Origin of the sequence: Pseudomonas putida S13.1.2, from assembly GCF_000498395.2 — a bacterium.
Lineage (GTDB): Bacteria > Pseudomonadota > Gammaproteobacteria > Pseudomonadales > Pseudomonadaceae > Aquipseudomonas > Aquipseudomonas putida_Q.
On the sequence record NZ_CP010979.1, the window covers coordinates 2,690,022 to 2,709,208 of the forward strand.

General features: G+C 63.7%; 16 protein-coding genes. 6 read left to right on the forward strand and 10 right to left on the reverse strand.

Annotated elements, in window-relative coordinates:
- Positions 1-164: 164 nt before the first annotated feature.
- From N805_RS11980 to N805_RS11995, 4 genes are all read right to left on the reverse strand, one after another.
- Positions 165-1,109: a LysR family transcriptional regulator gene (locus N805_RS11980; protein ID WP_028613506.1), complete on the reverse strand. Its 945-nt coding sequence runs from the start codon at positions 1,107-1,109 to the stop codon at positions 165-167.
- A gap of 144 nt (positions 1,110-1,253) precedes the next feature.
- Entirely contained in the window at positions 1,254-1,964 is a 711-nt protein-coding gene (locus tag N805_RS11985) for a YebC/PmpR family DNA-binding transcriptional regulator (protein WP_016500402.1), read from the reverse strand.
- Positions 1,965-2,061: 97 nt separating this feature from the next.
- Positions 2,062-3,453, reverse strand: a complete 1,392-nt coding sequence (locus N805_RS11990; RefSeq protein WP_028613505.1) for an FAD-dependent oxidoreductase — start codon at positions 3,451-3,453, stop codon at positions 2,062-2,064.
- A gap of 15 nt (positions 3,454-3,468) precedes the next feature.
- Entirely contained in the window at positions 3,469-4,785 is a 1,317-nt protein-coding gene (locus tag N805_RS11995) for an MFS transporter (protein WP_028613504.1), read from the reverse strand.
- 244 nt (positions 4,786-5,029) lie between these two features.
- Between N805_RS11995 and N805_RS12000 the strand changes: the two genes are divergently transcribed.
- Positions 5,030-5,899, forward strand: coding sequence for a LysR substrate-binding domain-containing protein (locus N805_RS12000; protein WP_028613503.1), 870 nt, complete (start codon positions 5,030-5,032; stop codon positions 5,897-5,899).
- A gap of 85 nt (positions 5,900-5,984) precedes the next feature.
- Positions 5,985-6,356: a DUF2784 domain-containing protein gene (locus N805_RS12005; RefSeq protein WP_028613502.1), complete on the forward strand. Its 372-nt coding sequence runs from the start codon at positions 5,985-5,987 to the stop codon at positions 6,354-6,356.
- Here N805_RS12005 and tam read toward each other — a convergent pair.
- From tam to N805_RS12025, 4 genes are all read right to left on the reverse strand, one after another.
- Positions 6,346-7,122 (reverse strand): trans-aconitate 2-methyltransferase, encoded by a 777-nt coding sequence (gene tam, locus N805_RS12010; protein ID WP_028613501.1) that lies wholly within the window; start codon positions 7,120-7,122, stop codon positions 6,346-6,348. The genes N805_RS12005 and tam overlap by 11 nt on opposite strands.
- A gap of 162 nt (positions 7,123-7,284) precedes the next feature.
- Positions 7,285-9,690, reverse strand: coding sequence for a TonB-dependent siderophore receptor (locus tag N805_RS12015; RefSeq protein WP_028613500.1), 2,406 nt, complete (start codon positions 9,688-9,690; stop codon positions 7,285-7,287).
- Between the two features lie 205 nt (positions 9,691-9,895).
- Complete coding sequence (locus N805_RS12020; RefSeq protein ID WP_028613499.1) at positions 9,896-10,738, reverse strand: FecR family protein; 843 nt, start codon at positions 10,736-10,738, stop codon at positions 9,896-9,898.
- The gene (locus N805_RS12025) at positions 10,735-11,271 is read right to left on the reverse strand and encodes an RNA polymerase sigma factor (protein WP_019470889.1); all 537 of its coding nucleotides are present in this window, start codon (positions 11,269-11,271) and stop codon (positions 10,735-10,737) included. Before N805_RS12025 ends, N805_RS12020 begins: the two co-directional genes overlap by 4 nt.
- A gap of 193 nt (positions 11,272-11,464) precedes the next feature.
- Between N805_RS12025 and N805_RS12030 the strand changes: the two genes are divergently transcribed.
- On the forward strand, positions 11,465-11,644 hold the full coding sequence (locus N805_RS12030; protein WP_026034399.1) for a hypothetical protein: 180 nt from the start codon (positions 11,465-11,467) through the stop codon (positions 11,642-11,644).
- Between the two features lie 3 nt (positions 11,645-11,647).
- Here N805_RS12030 and N805_RS12035 read toward each other — a convergent pair whose 3' ends face one another.
- Positions 11,648-13,063 (reverse strand): amino acid permease, encoded by a 1,416-nt coding sequence (locus N805_RS12035; protein WP_019470891.1) that lies wholly within the window; start codon positions 13,061-13,063, stop codon positions 11,648-11,650.
- Between the two features lie 325 nt (positions 13,064-13,388).
- Between N805_RS12035 and N805_RS12040 the strand changes: the two genes are divergently transcribed.
- The 3 genes from N805_RS12040 (at position 13,389) to N805_RS12050 (ending at position 17,016) form a co-directional block, all read left to right on the forward strand.
- Positions 13,389-14,813: a PLP-dependent aminotransferase family protein gene (locus N805_RS12040; RefSeq protein WP_019470892.1), complete on the forward strand. Its 1,425-nt coding sequence runs from the start codon at positions 13,389-13,391 to the stop codon at positions 14,811-14,813.
- A 99-nt stretch (positions 14,814-14,912) separates the two neighbouring features.
- Positions 14,913-15,653: a response regulator gene (locus N805_RS12045; RefSeq protein WP_019470893.1), complete on the forward strand. Its 741-nt coding sequence runs from the start codon at positions 14,913-14,915 to the stop codon at positions 15,651-15,653.
- A 25-nt stretch (positions 15,654-15,678) separates the two neighbouring features.
- Positions 15,679-17,016, forward strand: a complete 1,338-nt coding sequence (locus tag N805_RS12050) for an ATP-binding protein (protein ID WP_026034400.1) — start codon at positions 15,679-15,681, stop codon at positions 17,014-17,016.
- Between the two features lie 142 nt (positions 17,017-17,158).
- On the opposite strand, the gene N805_RS12055 is transcribed toward N805_RS12050, so the two are convergent.
- Positions 17,159-19,114: a TonB-dependent receptor domain-containing protein gene (locus N805_RS12055; RefSeq protein ID WP_019470895.1), complete on the reverse strand. Its 1,956-nt coding sequence runs from the start codon at positions 19,112-19,114 to the stop codon at positions 17,159-17,161.
- Positions 19,115-19,187 lie beyond the last annotated feature (73 nt).

The window sequence follows — 19,187 nt, forward strand, 5'->3', positions numbered from 1 at the left end:
CCTCTTCGCGGGTAAACCCGCTCCCACAGGTACTGCACCAAGTTCGAGAACGGTGCAGTACCTGTGGGAGCGGGTTTACCCGCGAAGAGGCCGGAACAGGCAACACAATGCCCCCAGTCTAGGCACCTGTCCCCCAGCGAATAACCCCGCCTTGCGCATACCTGCTATGGCAAACCCGCATGCCCACCCTGCACGCCGAACTGCGACTGACGCCACAGCTCGAACACCCGGTTGCGCAACCAGCGATGCTCGGCCGAAGCCTGCAGCCGTTGGTGCCATACCACCCAGTAGCGCTGGCTGTGGTCGATAAAGCCCAACGGCCGCCATGCCAGATCATGCAAGCGGCACAGTTGCCGGGCGATATGCTCGGGCACGGTGGCCACGGCCTGGCTGTTGGCAATGACCTTTACGGTGGCAGAAAAAAACGGCACCTCCAGGCTGACCCGCCGCTGCAAGCCCTGGGCGCGCAGGTGGCGGTCGATGAAGCTGTCCTTGTCGCCACCACCGGAAATGCGCACATGCTTGTGCGCCAGGTAATCGGCCTGGCTGAGCGCGGTGTGCGCGGCCAGCGGGTGGTCGTGGCGCATCAGGCACACCGCACGGTCCTCGCCCAGCAAGCGCCCGTGCAGGTTGGGGGGCGACTCGTCGAACAAGGTGGTTGCCAGGTCGATTTCGCCGCTGGCCAACAACGCATACTGGCCGGCCTGCCAGGTACGGTACTCCAGCGATACACCTGGCGCTTCGTGTTCCAGCGCGGCCACCAGCAGCGGCAGCATGTGCTCGGCCACGTAGTCCGAGGCGGCCAGGCAGAAGCGCCGCTCGCAGCGGGCCGGGTCGAACACCGCGGGTTGGCGCAGGGCGTGCAGTTCTTCGAGAACCTGGCGCAGCGGTTCGACCAGGGCTTCGGCGTATTCGCTCAATACATAACCGCGGCCTTGGCGCACCAGCAGCGGATCATCGAAGGCCTCGCGCAGGTGGGCCAGCTGGCGGCTCAGGGCCGATTGGCTGACGCCCAGGCGCTCGGCGGCGTGGCTGAGGTTTTTCAGCTGCAGCAGGTGGTCGAGGGTGCGCAGGTGGGCGAGGCTGAGGGAGGCGAAGGTGGGGTTCATGCAGGCTCCCTTCCAGTGAATCGACCGGCCCAATCGCCGGCAAGCCAGCTCCCACAGGTACATCACAAGCCTTGAAGGTTGTGGGGACCCTGTGGGAGCTGGCTTGCCGGCGATTGGGCCGCAAAGCGGCCCTGGATCAGCAGGTCAGGCGGTGAGACCAACATAGACGTTCTGCACGTCATCGTTCTCGTCGATCGCTTCGAGGAACGCTTCAACCTCAGCCAGTGCTTCAGCACTCAGGCTGGCTGCGCTCACCGGGTTTTTCGGGGTGTAGCCGATCTTCGCCGAGGTCACGGTAAAGCCATGCTCCGGCAATGCCTTTTGCACGGCATCCAGATCAGTGGTGTCGGTGATGAACAGGGTGGAGCCCTCTTCTTCACCTTCTTCGAAGTCCTGGGCGCCGGCTTCGATGGCGGCCATTTCCGGGTCGGCGTCCCCTTCCGGGGTAGCTTCGATCAGGCCGACGTGGTTGAAGTCCCAGGCCACCGAGCCGCTGGCGCCCAGCTGGCCCTTGCGGAACAGCACGCGGATTTGCGCGACAGTGCGGTTGACGTTGTCGGTGAGGCACTCGACGATCAACGGTACCTGGTGCGGCGCGAAACCTTCGTAGCTGACTGCCGAGTACTGCACGGTATCACCGTCCAGACCAGCGCCCTTGCGAATCGCCCGTTCCAGCGTTTCGCGGGTCATCGAAGCCTTCTTGGCTTGCACGATGGCCAGGCGCAGGCGTGGGTTCATGTCGGGATCGGCGCCCGATTTGGCAGCGATCTGGATTTCCTTGGACAGCTTGCCCATGACCTTGCCTTTGGCATTGGCCGCTGTTTCTCTATGTTTGGCTTTCCACTGTGCGCCCATGTCGACTCTCTTGTTTCAGCGGCCGGTTCAGGAAGCGACCGGCCAAAAGTGGGTGCATTTTATACGCCCTCAGGCATCGGATCGACAAGAAATCTCATCAGCCTTTATCGGCTTTGCCCGCCGCTGCCGCAAACCGCGCCAGGCGCACATCCAGCCGACGCGGCCGCAAGCCGTGATCCTCGGCGCGCTCCTTGCGCCGGATGGCATTGCGCACCATCAGCGAGCCCAGGTAGCGGATCGGTTCGGGCGGGAACAGCCCCAGCGGCCCCTTGACCAGCGGCGAACGGGTCCACGGGTTATCCAGCCCCAGCGCCAGTGACGAAAGAATCTGCCCGCCCATATGACACGGGCCAACGCCGCTACCGGAGTAACCAAAGCCGTAGAACACGTTGCCCTGCCCGTCCAACCGGCCAAAGAACGGCAAGCCGGTCACCGAGCGGTCCGACGGCCCGTTCCAGCTGGCCGCCAGTGGCACCTCGGCCAAGGCCGGGAAAAACTCGCCAAGGGTTTCGCCCAGCAATGGCCGGTACGGCGACGGCTGGTCGAATACTGGCAGCATGCGCCCGCCATAGGCAAACGTGTTGCCGCCCTTGCCAAGCATCAGCCGGCCATCAGAGGTGTTGTGGTAGTAATGCACGAAAATACGCGAGTCGAGCACGCTGATGCCGCTGTCCAGACCGATCTGGCTTAGCAGTTCGGGGCACGGTTCGGTAATGACCATGTCGCTGGAAACGATCGCCACGCTGCGCTCGAACTGCGGGAAGGCACGCGCCATCCAGGCATTGAGGCCCAGCACCACGCGGTCGGCGCGCACTGTGCCATGAGCGGTGCGTACCTGCACCGGGGCACCGTGCTCCAGGCCGGTCATGGCTGTGCCTTCATGAATGCGCACGCCGCGCTGCAAGGCCACCCGGCGCAGGCCGCGCACCAGCTTGCCCGGCTGCACCGTGGCGGCAGCCGGCGAGAACCAGCCCTCCAGGTGCCGCGACGAACCCGCCAGACGCTGCACCTGCTCCAGCGGCAGGCGGTGGAAAGAGTTGATCCCCTTGTGCTCCAGCGCGGCGATGACCGCATCGGTGGCGCCGACCTGGGCCGTGTTGGTGGCGGTATACAACGTGCCGTCCAGCCGATAGTCGCAGTCGATGCCATTGGCCGCGCAGAACGCGCCGATGTCCCCGATGCTGCGCTCTGACTCGCGCACCAGGCGCACCGCCTCGGCCATGCCGAACAGGCGCTCGAGGGTGAAGTACTTGGCCGACCAGGACAACGCGCAGCCACCATTGCGGCCACTGGCACCGGCGCCACAGATGTCGGCCTCGATCAGCACCACATCCAGGGCCGGTACCGCCTCCTTGAGCATCAGCGCCGTCCACAGGCCGGTGTAGCCACCGCCGACAATGCACGCATCGCAACCGGTATCGCCCTGCAGCGGCGGGCACACCGCTTCTTGCGCCGAATCCAGGGCCTGTTGCAGCCAGAAGGGTCTCATTCGCTTGCTTTCCTTTCAGGTACGCAGTGGCTTGATTGCCATGCTGGTATTCGGTGCCACGTCGGTGCTTTGTGCATCACTGGCCGGGCGGCTGTTCCAGTGCGGCAGCAGTACCAGCGCCGAGAACAGCGCGCAGCCGGCGAACACAATGAACACCGTGACGCCATCGAAGTAGCCCGGTAGCAGACCGCCCAGCACCGCCCCCACCGAGCCGCAGCCATTGACGAAACCGGCGGCGGTGGCACCGGCCTTGGCAGTGCCGAAGTCGATGGCCGCAGCGCCGCTGATCATTGAGTCGGGCCCGTACAGGGTCAGGCCCATGACAAACAGCAATGCCACCACCAGCATCACGTTGCCGGTGTGCATGGCCGCCATGAACCCGGCCAGCGCCACCGTCAGCAGCACCAGGCTGATGACACAGGCCGGCATGCGCCGGGCGCCGAACAGCTTGTCGGAGGCCAGGCCGATGAGGATCGGGCCGAGCAGCCCGGCCAGCTCGAAGGCAGTCGGGATGATCGCTGCGCCAACCTTGCCCACAGAAGGCATCTGCTCGAAGACGATCACCGGTCCCCACAGCAGGATGGCGTAGCGCGCCGGCTTCAACAGGAAGTACGCAAGCCCCAAAGTCAGCACCGTGCGGTTGCGCAGGATCTCCCTCAGCGGCGCCCACACGCTGCACAGGTTGTCGGCCGGGGCCATGCTCTGCGGCTCGGGCTCCACAGCCGGCAGGCCGACATCCTCAGGCTTGTTGCGCTGCAGGAAGAAGAACAGCACGGCCACCAACGCCACCACGGCGGCACTGGAGAAGAACGCTGCGTGCCAGGTGCCCACCAGGGTATAGGCCCACCAACCTGCGAACGGTGAGGCTACAAGGCCACCGAAGGCATAGCAGGAACTCCACAGGCCCAGCACCCGCCCACGCTGAGAGGCCGGGAAAAAGCTGCCGATGTTCTTGCACAACCCGGCCCAGCCGGTGGACTGCGCCAGGCCCTGCACCAGCATGCAGCTGGCAAAGATCGGGAAGGTGGCGTAACTGCCCATCACCACGGCGGCCACTGCAGAAATCAGCAACCCGCCAAGCACCACCACACGGGGGCCGAAGCGGTCGGCGAGCATGCCCCAGGTGAACTGGCCCACGGCGTAGGCGGCCAGGTAGATGGCGTCGAGGTTGGCCATGGCGGCCTTGTCGAGCATGAAGCTTGGGTCTTCAGCGATGCCCAGCTTGGCTACCGAGAAGGCTTTGCGGGTGAAATAGAAGGCGGCGTAGGCCAGCCAGGTGATGGCGAAAATCTGGATGCGCCAGCGTTTGAACGCGGCTAGGGATTGATTCATGTGAGTCTGACCTCTTGCTCAAGTGTGCCGGCAGAATGTGAAGAAACGCCTGTCTTGTTCTTGTGGTACGCACAGCGATGACGAGGCTGTCATCGGGTCAGATGGCACCGTGTGGGTACCATGGCCCAGGCGGCATTCGTGGTGCCAGCATCGGGCTGACATCTATGGAAACAGTTGCGCTAAGATAAATAAAATCGATTTATCGTATTACACACATAAGCCAAGCTTGTTACTGAGGTCAGCCATGTCGGTTTCCCACGCACAACTCAAGGCCTTCCATGCGGTGGCCGTGCACGGCAGCTTTACCCGCGCTGCGCAAAAGCTGTTCCTGACCCAGCCAGCGGTGTCGGACCAGGTGCGCAAACTGGAGGAGCGCTTCGGCGTATTGCTGTTCCACCGCAACAAGCGTTCGGTGCAGCTCACCGACCTTGGCGAGCGCCTGCTGGGCATCAGCCAGCGGCTGTTCGCCTGCGAGGCCGAGGCGCAGGAGCTGCTGCACGATTCGCGCGCGCTGCACACCGGCAGCCTGGTGCTGGCAGTGGATGCCCCGGTGCACGTGCTGCCGCAGATCGCCCGCTTCTGCCAGCGCTACCCGGGCATCCAGGTGAAGATCGAAACGGGCAATACCGACGAGTCGCTTGCGCGGCTGTTCAGCTATCAGGCCGACCTGGCCTTGCTCGGCCGGGATGTCGACGATGAGCGCCTGCATTGCCTGCCGCTGCGCCGCGACCCGATGGTGGCGTTTGTTTCGCACCACCACCCGTGGGCCAGCCGTGGTTCGATCAGCCTGGCAGACCTTGATGACATGCCACTGGTGCTGCGCGAGCCCGGTTCGGTGACGCGACAGACGCTGGAAGAAGAGATGCAGCGCGCGGGTTTGCGGATTCGCCCGGCGATACAGGTGGAGGGCCGGGAAGCGGCGCGTGAGGCGGTGGTGGTAGGGATTGGCGTGGGGGTGGTATCGGCGGCGGAGTTTGGCGCCGATGCGCGGGTGTGTGCGTTACCGATTGTGGATTGCCAGCGGCATTTGACCGAGACGCTGGTGTGCCTGAGCGAGCAGCGCACGCGGCGTGTCGTGGCGACCTTTTTGCAGATGGTAGAAGAAGGGTTGTAAGCCTGTACCGGCCCTTGTGCTGCGAAGAGGCCAATACAAGCCATGCAGCTATGCTGGGATAACCTCAACCCACGAAACAACCACCATGCTCTACCGCCTGGCCGCCGACACCCTGGTCCTGCTGCACCTGGCCTTCATCCTGCTGGTGCTGTTCGGCGGCCTGCTGGTGCTCAAGTGGCGCCCTGCCCTGTTCATCCATCTGCCGGTCCTGGCCTGGGGCCTGGCGGTGGAATACCTGCACCTGGGCTGCCCGCTCACCACCTGGGAAAACCGCATGCGCAGCGCCGCAGGTGACGCAGGCTACCAGGCCGGCTTTGTCGAACACTACATCTGGCCACTGATCTACCCCGCCGGGCTGACACCGCACACTCAATTACTGTTGGGCAGCATCGTGCTGCTGCTCAACCTGGGCATCTACAGCTATGTGGCCTGGCGCTGGCACCGCCCTAGCGGGTAGCGACCACGAACAACCGGGGGAACGGCAGCAGCACCTTGCCATCGGTAGCCGGCGGGTAGTCGCGCTGCATGGCCTGCAAGTACATCTGCAGGAAGTCAGCCTGCTCCTGCTCATCAAGCCTGGCCAGGTAAGGCCGCAACGCCGAACCCTTGAACCACTCCACCACCGCTTCGGCACCGCCCGCCAAAGGGTGGTGATAGGTGGTGCGCCACACATCCACCCGCGCACACAGCGGGCTGAGCAAGTCGTAGTAGAACGCCGCACCGTGCCGTGGCGGCAACTGGAAATCGGCGAATTTCGCCGCCCAAGGGCCTTGGCTGGCAATCTCGCGCAACTGCCGATGGGCCGGTTCGTCAAGGTTGTCGGGGGTCTGCACGGCCAGGCTGGCGCCTTCACTCAACTGGCGCACCAGGTGCGGGTACAGCGAGGCGTGGTCAGGTACCCATTGCAGCGAGGCATTGGCCAGGATCAGGTCCTGCGGCTCGGGGGCAGACCAGCCGGCAATGTCGGCGATGACTGTACGTACCCGTGGGATGCACAGCCGTTTGCGCTCGCGGGCCTTGTCGATCATGTCCGGGTCGCTGTCCAGCGCGGTCACCTGGGCATCGGGGTAGCGTTGCAGCAACACCTCGGTGGAATTGCCCGGGCCGCAGCCCAGGTCGGTGGCATGGCGCACCGGGCGTGGCGGGATGGCGGCGAGCAGGTCGCGCACCGCGCGGGTGCGTTCGTCTTCGAACAGGGAATACTGGTTGGCGGACCAGGCCATGTGGGGCTCCTTTTGGGCGGGCAATGTGCCTAGCATATGCCATCTGTCGACTGTGAGGGCCCTATCGCCGGCAAGCCAGCTCCCACAGGGACAGTGCAACACTTGAAGGCGATGATGCCCTTGTGGGAGCTGGCTTGCCGGCGATGAGGCCTTGACCCGTTTTCAGAAGTCCCAGCGGGTAGTTACCATGAGGTTGCGTGGCTCGCCGTAATAGCCACTGTAGAACGTGGTATCCAGCGCACTGAGGTACTTCTTGTCGAACAGGTTGTTGACGTTCAGCGTGGTGGAAAGCTGGTCGGTGATCTGGTAGCGGCCCATGAGGTTGAACACGGCGAACTGCCCTTGCTTGGCCTTGACCGTACCCAGTTCGGCAGGCGCGGCGGTGAAGTGCGTGCCGCTCTGCCAGTTCATGCCGCCACCCACGGTCAGGCGGTCCAGCTCGCCCGGCAGGCGGTACGTGGTCCACAGCTTGACCATGTTGGCCGGAAACACGGTGTTGATGCGCTCGCCGTCGGCATCCTTGATGATGCTGTGGTTGTAGCTGGCGGTGAGGTTCCAGCCCGGCTGCAACTCACCGCTGGCTTCCACTTCGAAGCCACGCGTGGTGGCACCGGAAATCGCTTCATAGGCCGCCGTGGTGGTACCTGGCACAACTCGGCCTGGGTCGACCACGGCAAGGTTGTCCTGCTTGATCTCGAACGCAGCGACGCTGGTTTGCAAGCGCCCGTCAAAATACTCGCTCTTCAGGCCGACTTCGTAGTTGTCGCCCTCGCGCGGCGCCAGCGTTGCGCCGCTGGCATCACGTACCGTCTGCGGCTTGAAGATACTGGTGTAGCTGGCATAGACCGAGTGAATGTCGTTCAGCGCGTAGACCACACCGGCATAGGGCGTGACCACGCCGCTTTCACGGTTACCCGGGATCTTGTTCGGCTGCGTGCTGAGGTCGTAGCGGTAGCGGTAGTTACTGACCCGGGCGCCCAGGATGAGCGACAGGTCGTCGGTGGGCCGCAGGCGCGTGGCCAGGTAGGTACCGCTCTGGTAGATGCTGGTGTCGCCGTCGTACAGCTTGCCATTACCGGTGTCAGGCTTGGTGGTGTAGTTGTCCCAGTCGTAGAAGTTGACCCGGGTGCCTTCGATCGCGGTGCCGCGCAGCGGGTCGTGGTGGTTCTGGTAGCGGGAGAAGTTGTAGCCCAGCACCAGGTCATGCTGGCGGCCGAATGCCTCGAATGGCCCCTTGAGCTGGGCATCCACGCCAACCTGCTTCTGCCAGGTGCTGCCGGCACCGCCGTACAGGCGCACGCCCTCGCCGGTCTGCTTGTCGGGGAAGCCCCAGCTGGCGGTGGCCAGGCTATAGTCGTCGCGGTTGATGTACATCTGGTTCACCGCCAGCCGCAGGCTCCAGTCGTGCCCCAGTTTCTGCTCGAGGCTGGCAAAAGTGTTCAGCGCGTCCTGGGGGTTGCTGCTCCAGCGCGCGGCGCTGTTGGTGGAGCGGGAAAAATCAGTTTGCTCACCATTGCTGTAGAACAGCGGGAAGGCCACCGAGGACGAGCCCTCTGGCCGGTTGCGCTGATAGTCAGCGCCCACGGTGAGCAAAGTGGTGTCGCTCAGGTCGGCCTCCAGGATGCCGTAGAACACCTGCTTTTCCTGGTGATAATGGTCGACGAAGCTGTCGTTCTGCTGGTATGCGGCAACCATGCGCCCGCGCACATTGCCGGTGGGGGTCAACGGCCCGGACAGGTCGACCTCGGTGCGGTACTTGTTCCACGACCCCAGCCCAGCGCTGACATGCCCCTTGAACTCGGCGGTGGGCCGCTTGCGCACCAGGTTGATAGTGGCAGAAGGGTCACCTGCGCCGGTCAGCAGGCCGGTGGCACCGCGCAGCACCTCCACATGGTCGTAGATGGCCATGTCGGCCAGGCTTTGCGCCGACACCTGGCTGACGATATCGAGGGTGGTGGGGATGCCGTCGAACTGGTAGTTGTCTACCGAATAGCCACGCGAGTAGATGTTGAACCGCTCACTGCCCAGGCTTTGGACCGACAGGCCCGGGGTTTGCTGCAACACTTCGGTGAGGTCGTTCAGGCCCTGGTCGTCCATGCGCTGGCGGGTGACCACGCTGATCGACTGCGGCGTTTCGCGCGGCGACAGGTCAAGGCCTGTACCGGCGCGTGTAGTGCCCAAGGTGTAGGCACCGGTGCCGTCGGTGCTGTTGCCGTAACGCTGGCTGTCGATGTTGATAGCGCCCAGTTCCAGCGCCGGGCCACTGGCCGGCGCGCCGATCAGGTAACCCTCACCTGCCCGCTGCAACTGCAGGCCCGAGCCGGCAAGCAGCTGCTGCAAGGCCTGGGCGACGCTCATGCGCCCTTGCACGGCGGCCGCCTGACGGCCCTCGGCAGCATCGGTGGAAAACAGGATGCGGGTGTCGGTCTGCTGGGCCAGGGCGTTTAGCGAGCGGTCCAGGCGTTGGGCCGGGATGTCCAGGCTGAAGGTGGCATCCTGCGCCTGGACGGTGGCGCAGGTCAGCAGGCTGGCAGCCAGCAGCGTCAGCGGTGAAAGGTGGTTACCCATGTGTTCCCCATATGAACGATTCAAGTGACTTCATGGGGATGGCGGTTGGCCATGGGCGAATGTTGATGTGCCAATGAAAATAATTATCGGTTGACTGTTCTGGCCCTTTCGCGGGCTTGCCCGCTCCCACAGGTACAGCGGTGAATCCGATGCCCCGGATATCCTGTGGGAGCGGGCAAGCCCGCGAAAGGGCCAGAACAGGGGATCAATCAACCCGGCCAATGACAAGGCCGCCATCCGCCGCACGCACCACCGCCACTGGCAACACCGCAGGCAACTGCTCCAGCAGTGCCCGCACCTGCCGGCTGTCGAACTCACCCGACAAGCGCAAACCCCCGGTACGTTCATCCGCCAGCCGCAGTGGCACCTCGCTGTAGCGCTGCAAATCCACAATCGCATCGCGCAACGGTGTGCCGTCAAAACGCAACACCGAGCTGCGCCAGGCCTCTATCGCACCTGACGCCACGGCCTGCACCTCGCCCAACTCGCCAGCAGCAGCAAGCAGTTGCTGCCCGGCCCGCAGTGGCTGCACGGCGCCGTGCCCAATGCCGACCTCTACCGCGCCTTCCAGCACCCCTACCCGCACGCCACGCACATCGCTGCGCACATCGAACACCGTACCGATGTCACGCACCCGCACGCCCTGGCTGCGCACAATGAACGGCGCATCGGCATGCACTACGGTAAACCGCGCCTGCCCTTCGAACAGTTCCAACTGCCGGCTGCGCAGGCGCCGTTCAATCTGCAGGCGGCTACCGGAATCCAGCAGCACCTGGCTGCCGTCCGCCAGCACCAGCTCGCGCTGCGCGCCCACGGCCACCCGCACCTGCTCGGTATGCCAGGCAGGGTCCAGCCACCACAGGCTGCCCACCAGCAACAACGACAGCAGGCTGGCCTTGGCCGCCTTGCCGGCCTTGCGCCGGCGTGCGGTCATGGCTTTGCCTTCGGCGAGCAACGCCTCGCGGGACGCCACCCGCTCCCGCAGGGCTTCGCTGAACGCCTCCAACGGGTCGGCCTGGGGCCTGCTTTCACGCTTGTCCTGACTCATGCCCGCTCCTCGCCATGCAGGCGCCGGGCCGGTTCCCAGCGGCTGGCGATGGTTCGCAGCGCCCGGCTGAAGTGCTGGGTGACCATGTTGACCGAAATCTCCAGCTCGGCGGCAATGTCACGCTGAGCCATGCCATGGATGCGGTGCAGCAGGAACACCTGGCGCTGCCGTGCCGGCAGGGCTTGGATAATCGCCAACAGGGCATGCAGCTGTTGCTCGAAATCCAGCTCGCGCGCACCGTCCCAACTGTCCAGGGCCGGTTCGTCATGGCTCGCGGCAGCCAGGTGAGCCGCCCGCAGTGATTCGGCGCGCACCCGGTCGATGGCCCGGTTGAAGGTGACCTTGCGCAGAAATGCCAGCGGCAACGAAATGCGCTGACGGGGTGGCTTGTCGAGAATCTGCAGGTAGACGTCGTGCACCAGGTCGCGGGCAAAATGGCGGTCGCGAAAGCGCTGGCGGATGTAGCGAACCAGGTCGTCATAGTGCAACGCCAGCGCGTCAAGCAGTTCCTGGTTGGGCGGTGTATTAGACATGGTGGGCCGGCGCCAAGTGATAATGCTTCGCATTGTAGGGGCGCAGACCTGTGTTTGTCTGCTATGGCCTCATCGCCGGCAAGCCAGCTCCCACAGAAGATCACTGTACCCAGCCGTTGTGGTGACCCTGTGGGAGCTGGCTTGCCGGCGATGAGGCCGGAACTGACCACCTATGCGTGAAGTCAGTCCATGTATGCGCATGCCCATGAAGACCTACATCGCCCTCGCCATCCTCACCCTGATTGCCACCGCCGCCCTGCTCGGCTCGCCGTGGATGAACCAGCGCTTCCACATGCCCGCAGAAAAACCCCAGGCCCAACAACGCGAAACGGCCGGGTCCCAGAGGGAGCCGGCCGTTTCCAGACACGAGTGACGCTTAGTGCTGCTTGCTGTTACCAGAACGGATCTGGTGCACCACACCCATTGCCACCACGACTGCCGCCGCGATACCGGTGGAAATCACCAGGATCTGATAGTCAGGCATGAAGGCCATGGTTACCAGGGCGGCCACGATGAACGCGATCACCAGGTAGGTCAGCCACGGGAACAGCCACATCTTCAGGCGTACTTCCTTGCCTTCGGCAATCAGCTTGCGGCGCATGCGCAGCTGCGAGAAGGCAATTACCAGGTACACCAGCAGGGCGATCATGCCCGTGGTGTTCATCAGGGTATCCAGCACGTCTTTCGGGCGCAGGGTCTCGCTGAAGTTGATCAGCGCGCATACCACGGCCACCGCACACGAGCCCATGATCGCGTACACCGGTACACCAGTGCCGGCGCGGGTGATCTTGAAGAACGACGGCGCATCGCCACGCTGGGCCAGGGAGAACAGCATGCGCGAAGCGGTGTAGTGGCCCGAGATCAGGCAGCTGCTCACCGAAGTCAGCACCACGAAGTTCATCAGCAGCTCGGCATACGGCACGCCCAGCAGTTCCAGGGTACGGCGATAGGCGCCATAGCCGGAAACGCCCAGGTGCGGGTCGTTCCACGGTACCAGGCAGACGATCAGGAAGATCGAACCGACGTAGAACAGGCACACACGCCATACCACCGAGTTGGTGGCCTTGACGATCTGCGCAGCCGGGTCCTTGGCTTCGGAAGCGGCGATGGTGACGATTTCGGCGCCCAGGAAGGCGAACATCACCCCGAGCAAGGCACCGATCACGGTGGTGATGCCATTGGGCATGAAGCCTTCGGCGGTGAGGTGGCTGATGCCACGCACTTCACCAAACTGCCACACGTTCATCACGGCAGCGGTACACACGATCAGGAAGCAGACGATCGCGATCACCTTGATCAAGGCGAACCAGAACTCGAACTCACCGTAGTGCTTGACGTTGAAGAAGTTGACGGTAATCAGCAACAGGGTCGTGGCCAGCACGAACACGTTGACGCTAACGTCGGGGAAGAAGCCATGCAGGATCTTGCCCGCCACATAGGCTTCCCAGGCCATGAGGATGACCCAGTACCACCAGTACAGCCAGCCGATGGTGAAACCGGCCCAGCGGCCAATGGCGCGGTCGGCGTAGGTGGAGAACGAGCCGGTGTCTGGCGAGGAAGTCGCCATTTCGCCCAGCATGCGCATGATCAGCACCACCAGGATGCCGCCCGCCAGGTAGGCCAGGACAGCGGCTGGGCCGGCGCTGTGGATCACGCTGCCGGAACCGACGAACAAGGCGCCGCCAATAACCCCGGCGATCGACATCATCGTCAGGTGGCGCGACTTCAGCGAGGCACTGAGCTTGCTCTCGTGCCCGCCTTTCGCGGTGGTGGTTGTGGATGTTGCGTCCATCAGTTGTGTACCCCGTGCTTCTTTTTATCCAAGGAAAACCGTGAAACCCCGATGGCTGGCGGTTTCACCTGTACATCAGTGCTAATGCGGGCAGGATGGTGTGAGCGAACACACGCAGGCCCTCCATGGCGGCCTGCTGACGCGCCCCAGGACGACTGCCTGGAGCGAACTGAACATGCTTTATGTGGCGATATCCGACACCTAATGTAAAAATGTCCGACGCAGAGAGCCATGCACAGTGGCATGAATCTCGCACTGCACTGTACAGGTCGCCCATGCAGTACACCCTGAAAACGCCAGGCGATACGCACCCTGAAGGCCCCGAATGTTCGAATTACATCCAGACTCCTCCACCCCGCTGGTCAACCAGATCATCGACGGGTTGCGTGAGTTGATCGACAACCAGACGCTCAAGCCGGGCGCCAAGGTGCCGTCTATACGCGCCTTTGCCGCAAGCTATTCGGTGAGTACCTTCACCGTGGTCGAGGCCTACGACCGCCTGGTCGCCCAGGGGCTGCTGGTGAGCCGTGGCAATGCGGGGTTCTTCGTCAACCGTGCGGCGGGCGAACTGCTGGACCGGCACACTACCGAGGCCGACGCCAGTCGACCAATGTTCAACTCCGAGTGGTACCTGCAACAGATCTTCGAGATCCGTCAGTTGCCCTACAAACCGGGGTGCGGCTGGCTGCCCAACGACTGGATGTACGAAGACGGCCTGCGTCGAGGGCTGCGCCAGGTGGCCGGCAGCCCGCTGGAGTTGTCAGGTTACGGCGACCCCATGGGCCTGATGGAGCTGCGTACGCTGACTGCGCAGAATTTGCAGCAAGAGCTTTCCATCGTCGCCAACCCGGCGCAGCTGATGCTCACCCACGGCGCCAGCCAGGCCCTGGACCTGGCCGCACGTACCCTGGTGCGCCCAGGCGATGTGGTACTGGTGGATGACCCGGGCTATCCCAACCTGATGAGCATCCTGCGCACCCAGGGCGCGACGCTGGTCGGCGTGCCACGCACCCCGGCCGGCTACGACCTGAACAAGCTGGAACAATTGCTCACCCACCACCGCCCGACGGCGTTCTTCACCCAGCCGCACCTGCACAGCCCGACCTGCTCACGCACACCGCTGCCGCAGCTGCATCGCCTGCTGCAGCTGGCCAGCCAGCATGGCTTCCGCCTGGTGGAGAACAACCTGTATGCCGACATGGTCGCTGAGCCGCAGCCATGCCTGGCCAGCCTCGACCACCTGCAGCAGGTGGTGTACGTGGGCAGCTACTCCAAGAGCATCTCGCCCAATGTGCGGGTCGGCTACATGCTGGCCAACCCGGAGCTGATGCAGAAACTGCTGCACCTGAAGATGCGCTCAGGCCTCACCACCTCGCAGGTGATGGAGCGTGTGGTGTACGCCGCGATCATCGACGGCCGCTGGCGCAAGCACCTCAAGCGCCTGCGCCAGCGGCTGGCCGAGGCGCATCAGGAAGTTGGCCGGCATCTGCATCGATTGGGCTTCGAACTGTTCACCGAATCGGATGAAGGCATGTACATCTGGACCCGCCACCCGGCGATTCCGGACAGCGCTGCGTTGCTGGATGATGCGCTGGAGAAAGGCATCATGCTTGGGCCTGGGCAGTTGTTCATGGTCGATGCCAAAGCGACCGGGTGGATGCGCTTCAACGTGGCGTTCAGCACGGACCCGGCGATGTGGGAGTTGTTGGAGAAGGTGTTCGTCAAGCATGTACGCCGGGGTGGGATGTAGGAGGCGGCAAGCGCACGTACAGCGAAAAGATACAAATGATAATGACTCGTAGTAATATGTTGCGCTTCAAGCCCCAGCCACCCCGACAGCGCACTGCCAATGACCACTCAAGCCCCCGCCCCCCGTGTGCTGGTGGTCGACGACCACCGCAAGATCCGCGAGCCTTTGGCCACCTACCTGCGCAGGCACCACTTCGAAGTGCGCACTGCCGAAGATGCCGGGGGGATGTGGCAGCTGCTCAAGCAGCAGGCTTTCGATGTGGTGGTGCTGGATGTGATGCTGCCCGACGGTGATGGCTTCGACCTGTGCCAGCAACTACACCGGCGCTGGAACCTGCCGCTGATCCTGCTGACCGCCCGTGACACCACAGCCGACCGTATCCGCGGCCTGGACCTGGGTGCCGACGACTACCTGACCAAGCCTTTCGAGCCCCGTGAGCTTGTCGCCCGTCTGAACAGTGTGTTGCGCCGTCATCAGGTTACTCAGGCACGACTGCAGGCAAGTACCGTGGTGGCGAAACCCCAGCGCTACCGGTTTGCCGGTTGGCAGTTCTGTAGCAGTAGCGCGACCCTGAGCCGCGACAGCATGCCCACCGTGCAATTGAGCACGGCAGAAAGCCGGCTGTTGCAGGTCATGCTGGCCCATCCCCACAGCCCCCTGACCCGTGAGCGTCTTGTGGACCTGACCGCCGCCCACGACAGCGACATCAGTGACCGCGCCATCGACCGCCAGGTCAGTCGCCTGCGCCGCAAGCTGGCCTACGACCCACAGGCCCCCGAGCTGCTGCGTACCCTCTGGGGCAGCGGTTACGTGCTGGCCGCCGATGTCATGCATGACTAGGCTGCGCCAGTGCTGGCCAAAGCGCCTGCTGCATCAACTGAGCCTGTTGCTGTGCCTGGGCCTGGTTGCGTCGCACCTGATCGGCATCGTGCTGCTGCACCACCACGGCAGCTTGTTGCACCCGCTGTCACGCAATGCCAGCCTGGAGCGCCTGGCCACGGCGTACCATGCCGCCCGCGATCTGCCACCTGGACAAAGCAGCAAGTTGCTGGCGCACATGGGCAATCGCGAGACACGCTTCTGGGTTGCCCGGCAACCGGAGGTGGAGCCATTTTCCCCGCGTGCCGAAGAACAACGCCTGGCCAACGACCTGCGCTCGCGCCTGGCGTTGCCCGCCGAAAACAGCCTGACTTTGCAGCTGGAACGGGCCAACGGTGCCAACGCCCGCAGCCACCTGCTCAGCCCTGCCGGCTGGGCACCGCTGCAACTGCGCAGCAGCCTGGCCATAGGCAACGGCCTGTTCCTCAACGCCATCCAGCACCCCAGTGGCGCATATCGGTGGGGCAGCGTGCTGGCCTACAGCCTACCGGTGACGACCTTGCCCGTGCTGTTGGTGGTGGTCTTCTGCATCAGCCGCGTGCTGCGCCCGGTCAAATCGCTGGCCCGGGCTACCGAGCGGGTCAGCCGAGGCGAATGGATCGCTCCTCTGCCCCTGGCCGGCCCTGCTGAAGCCCGCGAACTGACGCACGCCTTCAACACCATGCAGGCCAGCCTGGCACGCCATGTCGAAGGCCGTACACGGCTGCTGGCGGCAATCAGCCATGACTTGAACACGCCCCTGACCGAACTACGCCTGCAGGTGGAGCTGCTGGAGCCAGGTGAGGCGCGGGACGACATGCTTGAGAGCCTGGAAGAGCTGGCGACGATGCTGCGTGAAACGCTGGGTTTTGTGCGCGATGACGCAGTGCAGGAGCCTACCCGGCGTATCGCCATAGAAATGTTGCTGGGCGAGCTGACTCGCCGCTACGGCATGCTGGGGCACACTTTGACCCTAGGCAAACGTGCCGATGTCTACCTGTATTGCCGGCCCTTGGCGTTAAAGCGGGCACTGACCAACCTGATCGACAATGCACTGAAGCATGGCGGGACGGCGCAGGTTGACGTGAACGTGCAGGCCGGGATGATCGTGCTGGAGATTCTCGACCAGGGGCCCGGGCTGCCGGAAGCGTGGCTGGAAAAGGTGTTCGAGCCATTTGTGCAGCTGGGGCACGGCAACGGGGGGCTGGGATTGGGGCTGGCGATTTCCCGGGCATGCGTACAGGCACATGGCGGCGAACTGGTGCTGGAGAACCGGCAACCGACGGGGTTATGTGCAGTGCTGAAGCTACCGCAGTCCCTGGAAGACCCCAAGTGCCTGGTGTGAGAAAACTGTATTCAGAGCTACGCAAGCCTTGTAGGAGCGGCCTTGTGTCGCGAAAGGGCCCGCGCCCCGGCAAGGCCGCTCCTGCAGATGACCGTGACTGCTCGGGATAGCGCGCGCCCCCGGAAATGGATAAGCATCCACCTTAGAAGTTGTAGGTAGCCCCCATCCACAATGTGCGCCCGTAGTTCACCGTGCCGTAGGTTTCGTCATCCAGGCGCTTGTCGGTGATGTTGTTCAACGACGCATTGAGGGTCAGGGCATCGGTAACATCAAGCGACCCGCCGATATCCGCCGTGGTGTAGCCCGGCGCGCTTTCGGCCGTGACCGTATTGCCATATTCCTCGCCGTAGTAGCTCACCGCTGCCCAGGCCTGGGCGCGGTCGCTCAAGCGCCATTCACTGCGCAGGCTGGCCTTCTGCTTGGGCGTCAGGGCCAATGGCGCACCGGCGTTGGCACCACTTTTCTGCTCTGAATCGGTATAGGTGTAGTTACCCTTGAGCAGCACATCCCGGCTGATATCCCACTGCCCGGTCAGCTCCACACCGCGGATCACCGCCTTGTCGACGTTAACCCGGTCCATGACGATATAGCCGTTCCACAGCCGGTCAGTCGTCACCGTCGAAAGCTTGTCCTGGAAGTCGTTGTAGAACAACGTTGCACCGGCCTGCAGATTGTCGCGGTTCGACCACAGCGCCGAGACTTCATAGTTGGTGCTGGTTTCCGGCTTCAGGTCGGGGTTGCCGAGCATCACGAAGCGGTTACGTCGCAAATAGGCATAGCCCTCCACCACCGCCCGCAGTTCCGGCGCCTTGAAACCGCGGGCCACGCCGCCCTTGAAGGTCCACTGGTCGGTTGCTCGCCATACACCGTACAGCCGCGGGCTGAAGTGGTTGCCGTACTGCTCGTGGTCATCCAGGCGTAGGCCGGCAGTCAGGGCGAAGGTATCGGTCACCGACCATTCGTTTTCGGCGAACAGCGCTTTCTGGCTCACCTTGAACTCACGATTTATCCGGTCACCCAACCCCTGGTTCCAATCCGTGACCTGGCTCTGCTGCCATTGCGTGCCGACGGTGGTGGTGTTGTGCGCGGTGGGGATCACCAGCTTGGCGTCGAACACACGGTTGCGGATTTCCGGCTTGCGTCCGTAAATGTCGGTCTGATCGGGCGTGGCCTTGCCTTCGCGGCTGGTGGTTTCCTGGTAGAGGGCAATGTCTGACGTTGCCCAACCCCAGCGGCCCTGGTGTGACAGAGACCAGTGATCGCGGTTGTTTTCCTGCTCGCGGGTAGCCCAGTTGGCGCTCAGGCCATCGCCGTTTTTCAGGCGCGTGGCGCCCGCTTCCAGCAGGATGTCGTGGTCGATGGTCGGGGTGAAAGACAGGCGCGTGGTCAGGTCCTTGTGGTCGGCCTTGCTGTGGCCATTGGTCAGTTCCAGGTCGTCGTCGGCCTGGCGGTTCAGGTATCGGCCCCACACCTGCAACCCCAGCAGGTCCTCTTTCAGCGGCCCGCTCAGGTAGAAACTGGTTTGCCCGGCGTTACCCTCGTCACTGTGCTGACGCAGCGAGTAGTCATAGCCGATCGACCCGCCCCACTCCGGCGCCACCTTGCGGGTGATGACGTTGATCACCCCGCCGATGGCATCGGAACCATACAGTGACGACATCGGCCCGCGGACCACCTCGATGCGCTCGATGGCGGCCGCCGGCGGCACGAAACTCTGCTCGTAACCGGCATTGCCGTTGACCCGCGACTCGCGAGCGCTCTGGCGCTTGCCGTCGACAAGGATCAGCGTGTAGTCGCCGGGCATGCCGCGAATGGAGATATCGGTTTCGTTGGCGCCGCCGTTCACTGTCACACCTTCCACGTCACGCACCGCGTCGCCCAGGTCGCGGTACGACTTGCGGCGCAGGTCTTCGCCTTCGATCACGGTGATCGACGCAGGGGCATCCTCTATACGCTGCTCATAGCCGGCAGCGGTAACGACCATTTCTTCGAGGGTTAGCGCTACCGGCTGCACAGCTGCGGTTTCGGCATGCAGCGGGCCAGCGATAAGGGCGGTGAACGTGGAGGAGCAGCAGATGAGACGGCGTGTTGCGGACATGCAGGTGACCCTGTGGATTCGTTGTGAATGGGAATCCTAATCACCTGCATCTTTGTAGCTGGGACAAAGTGTG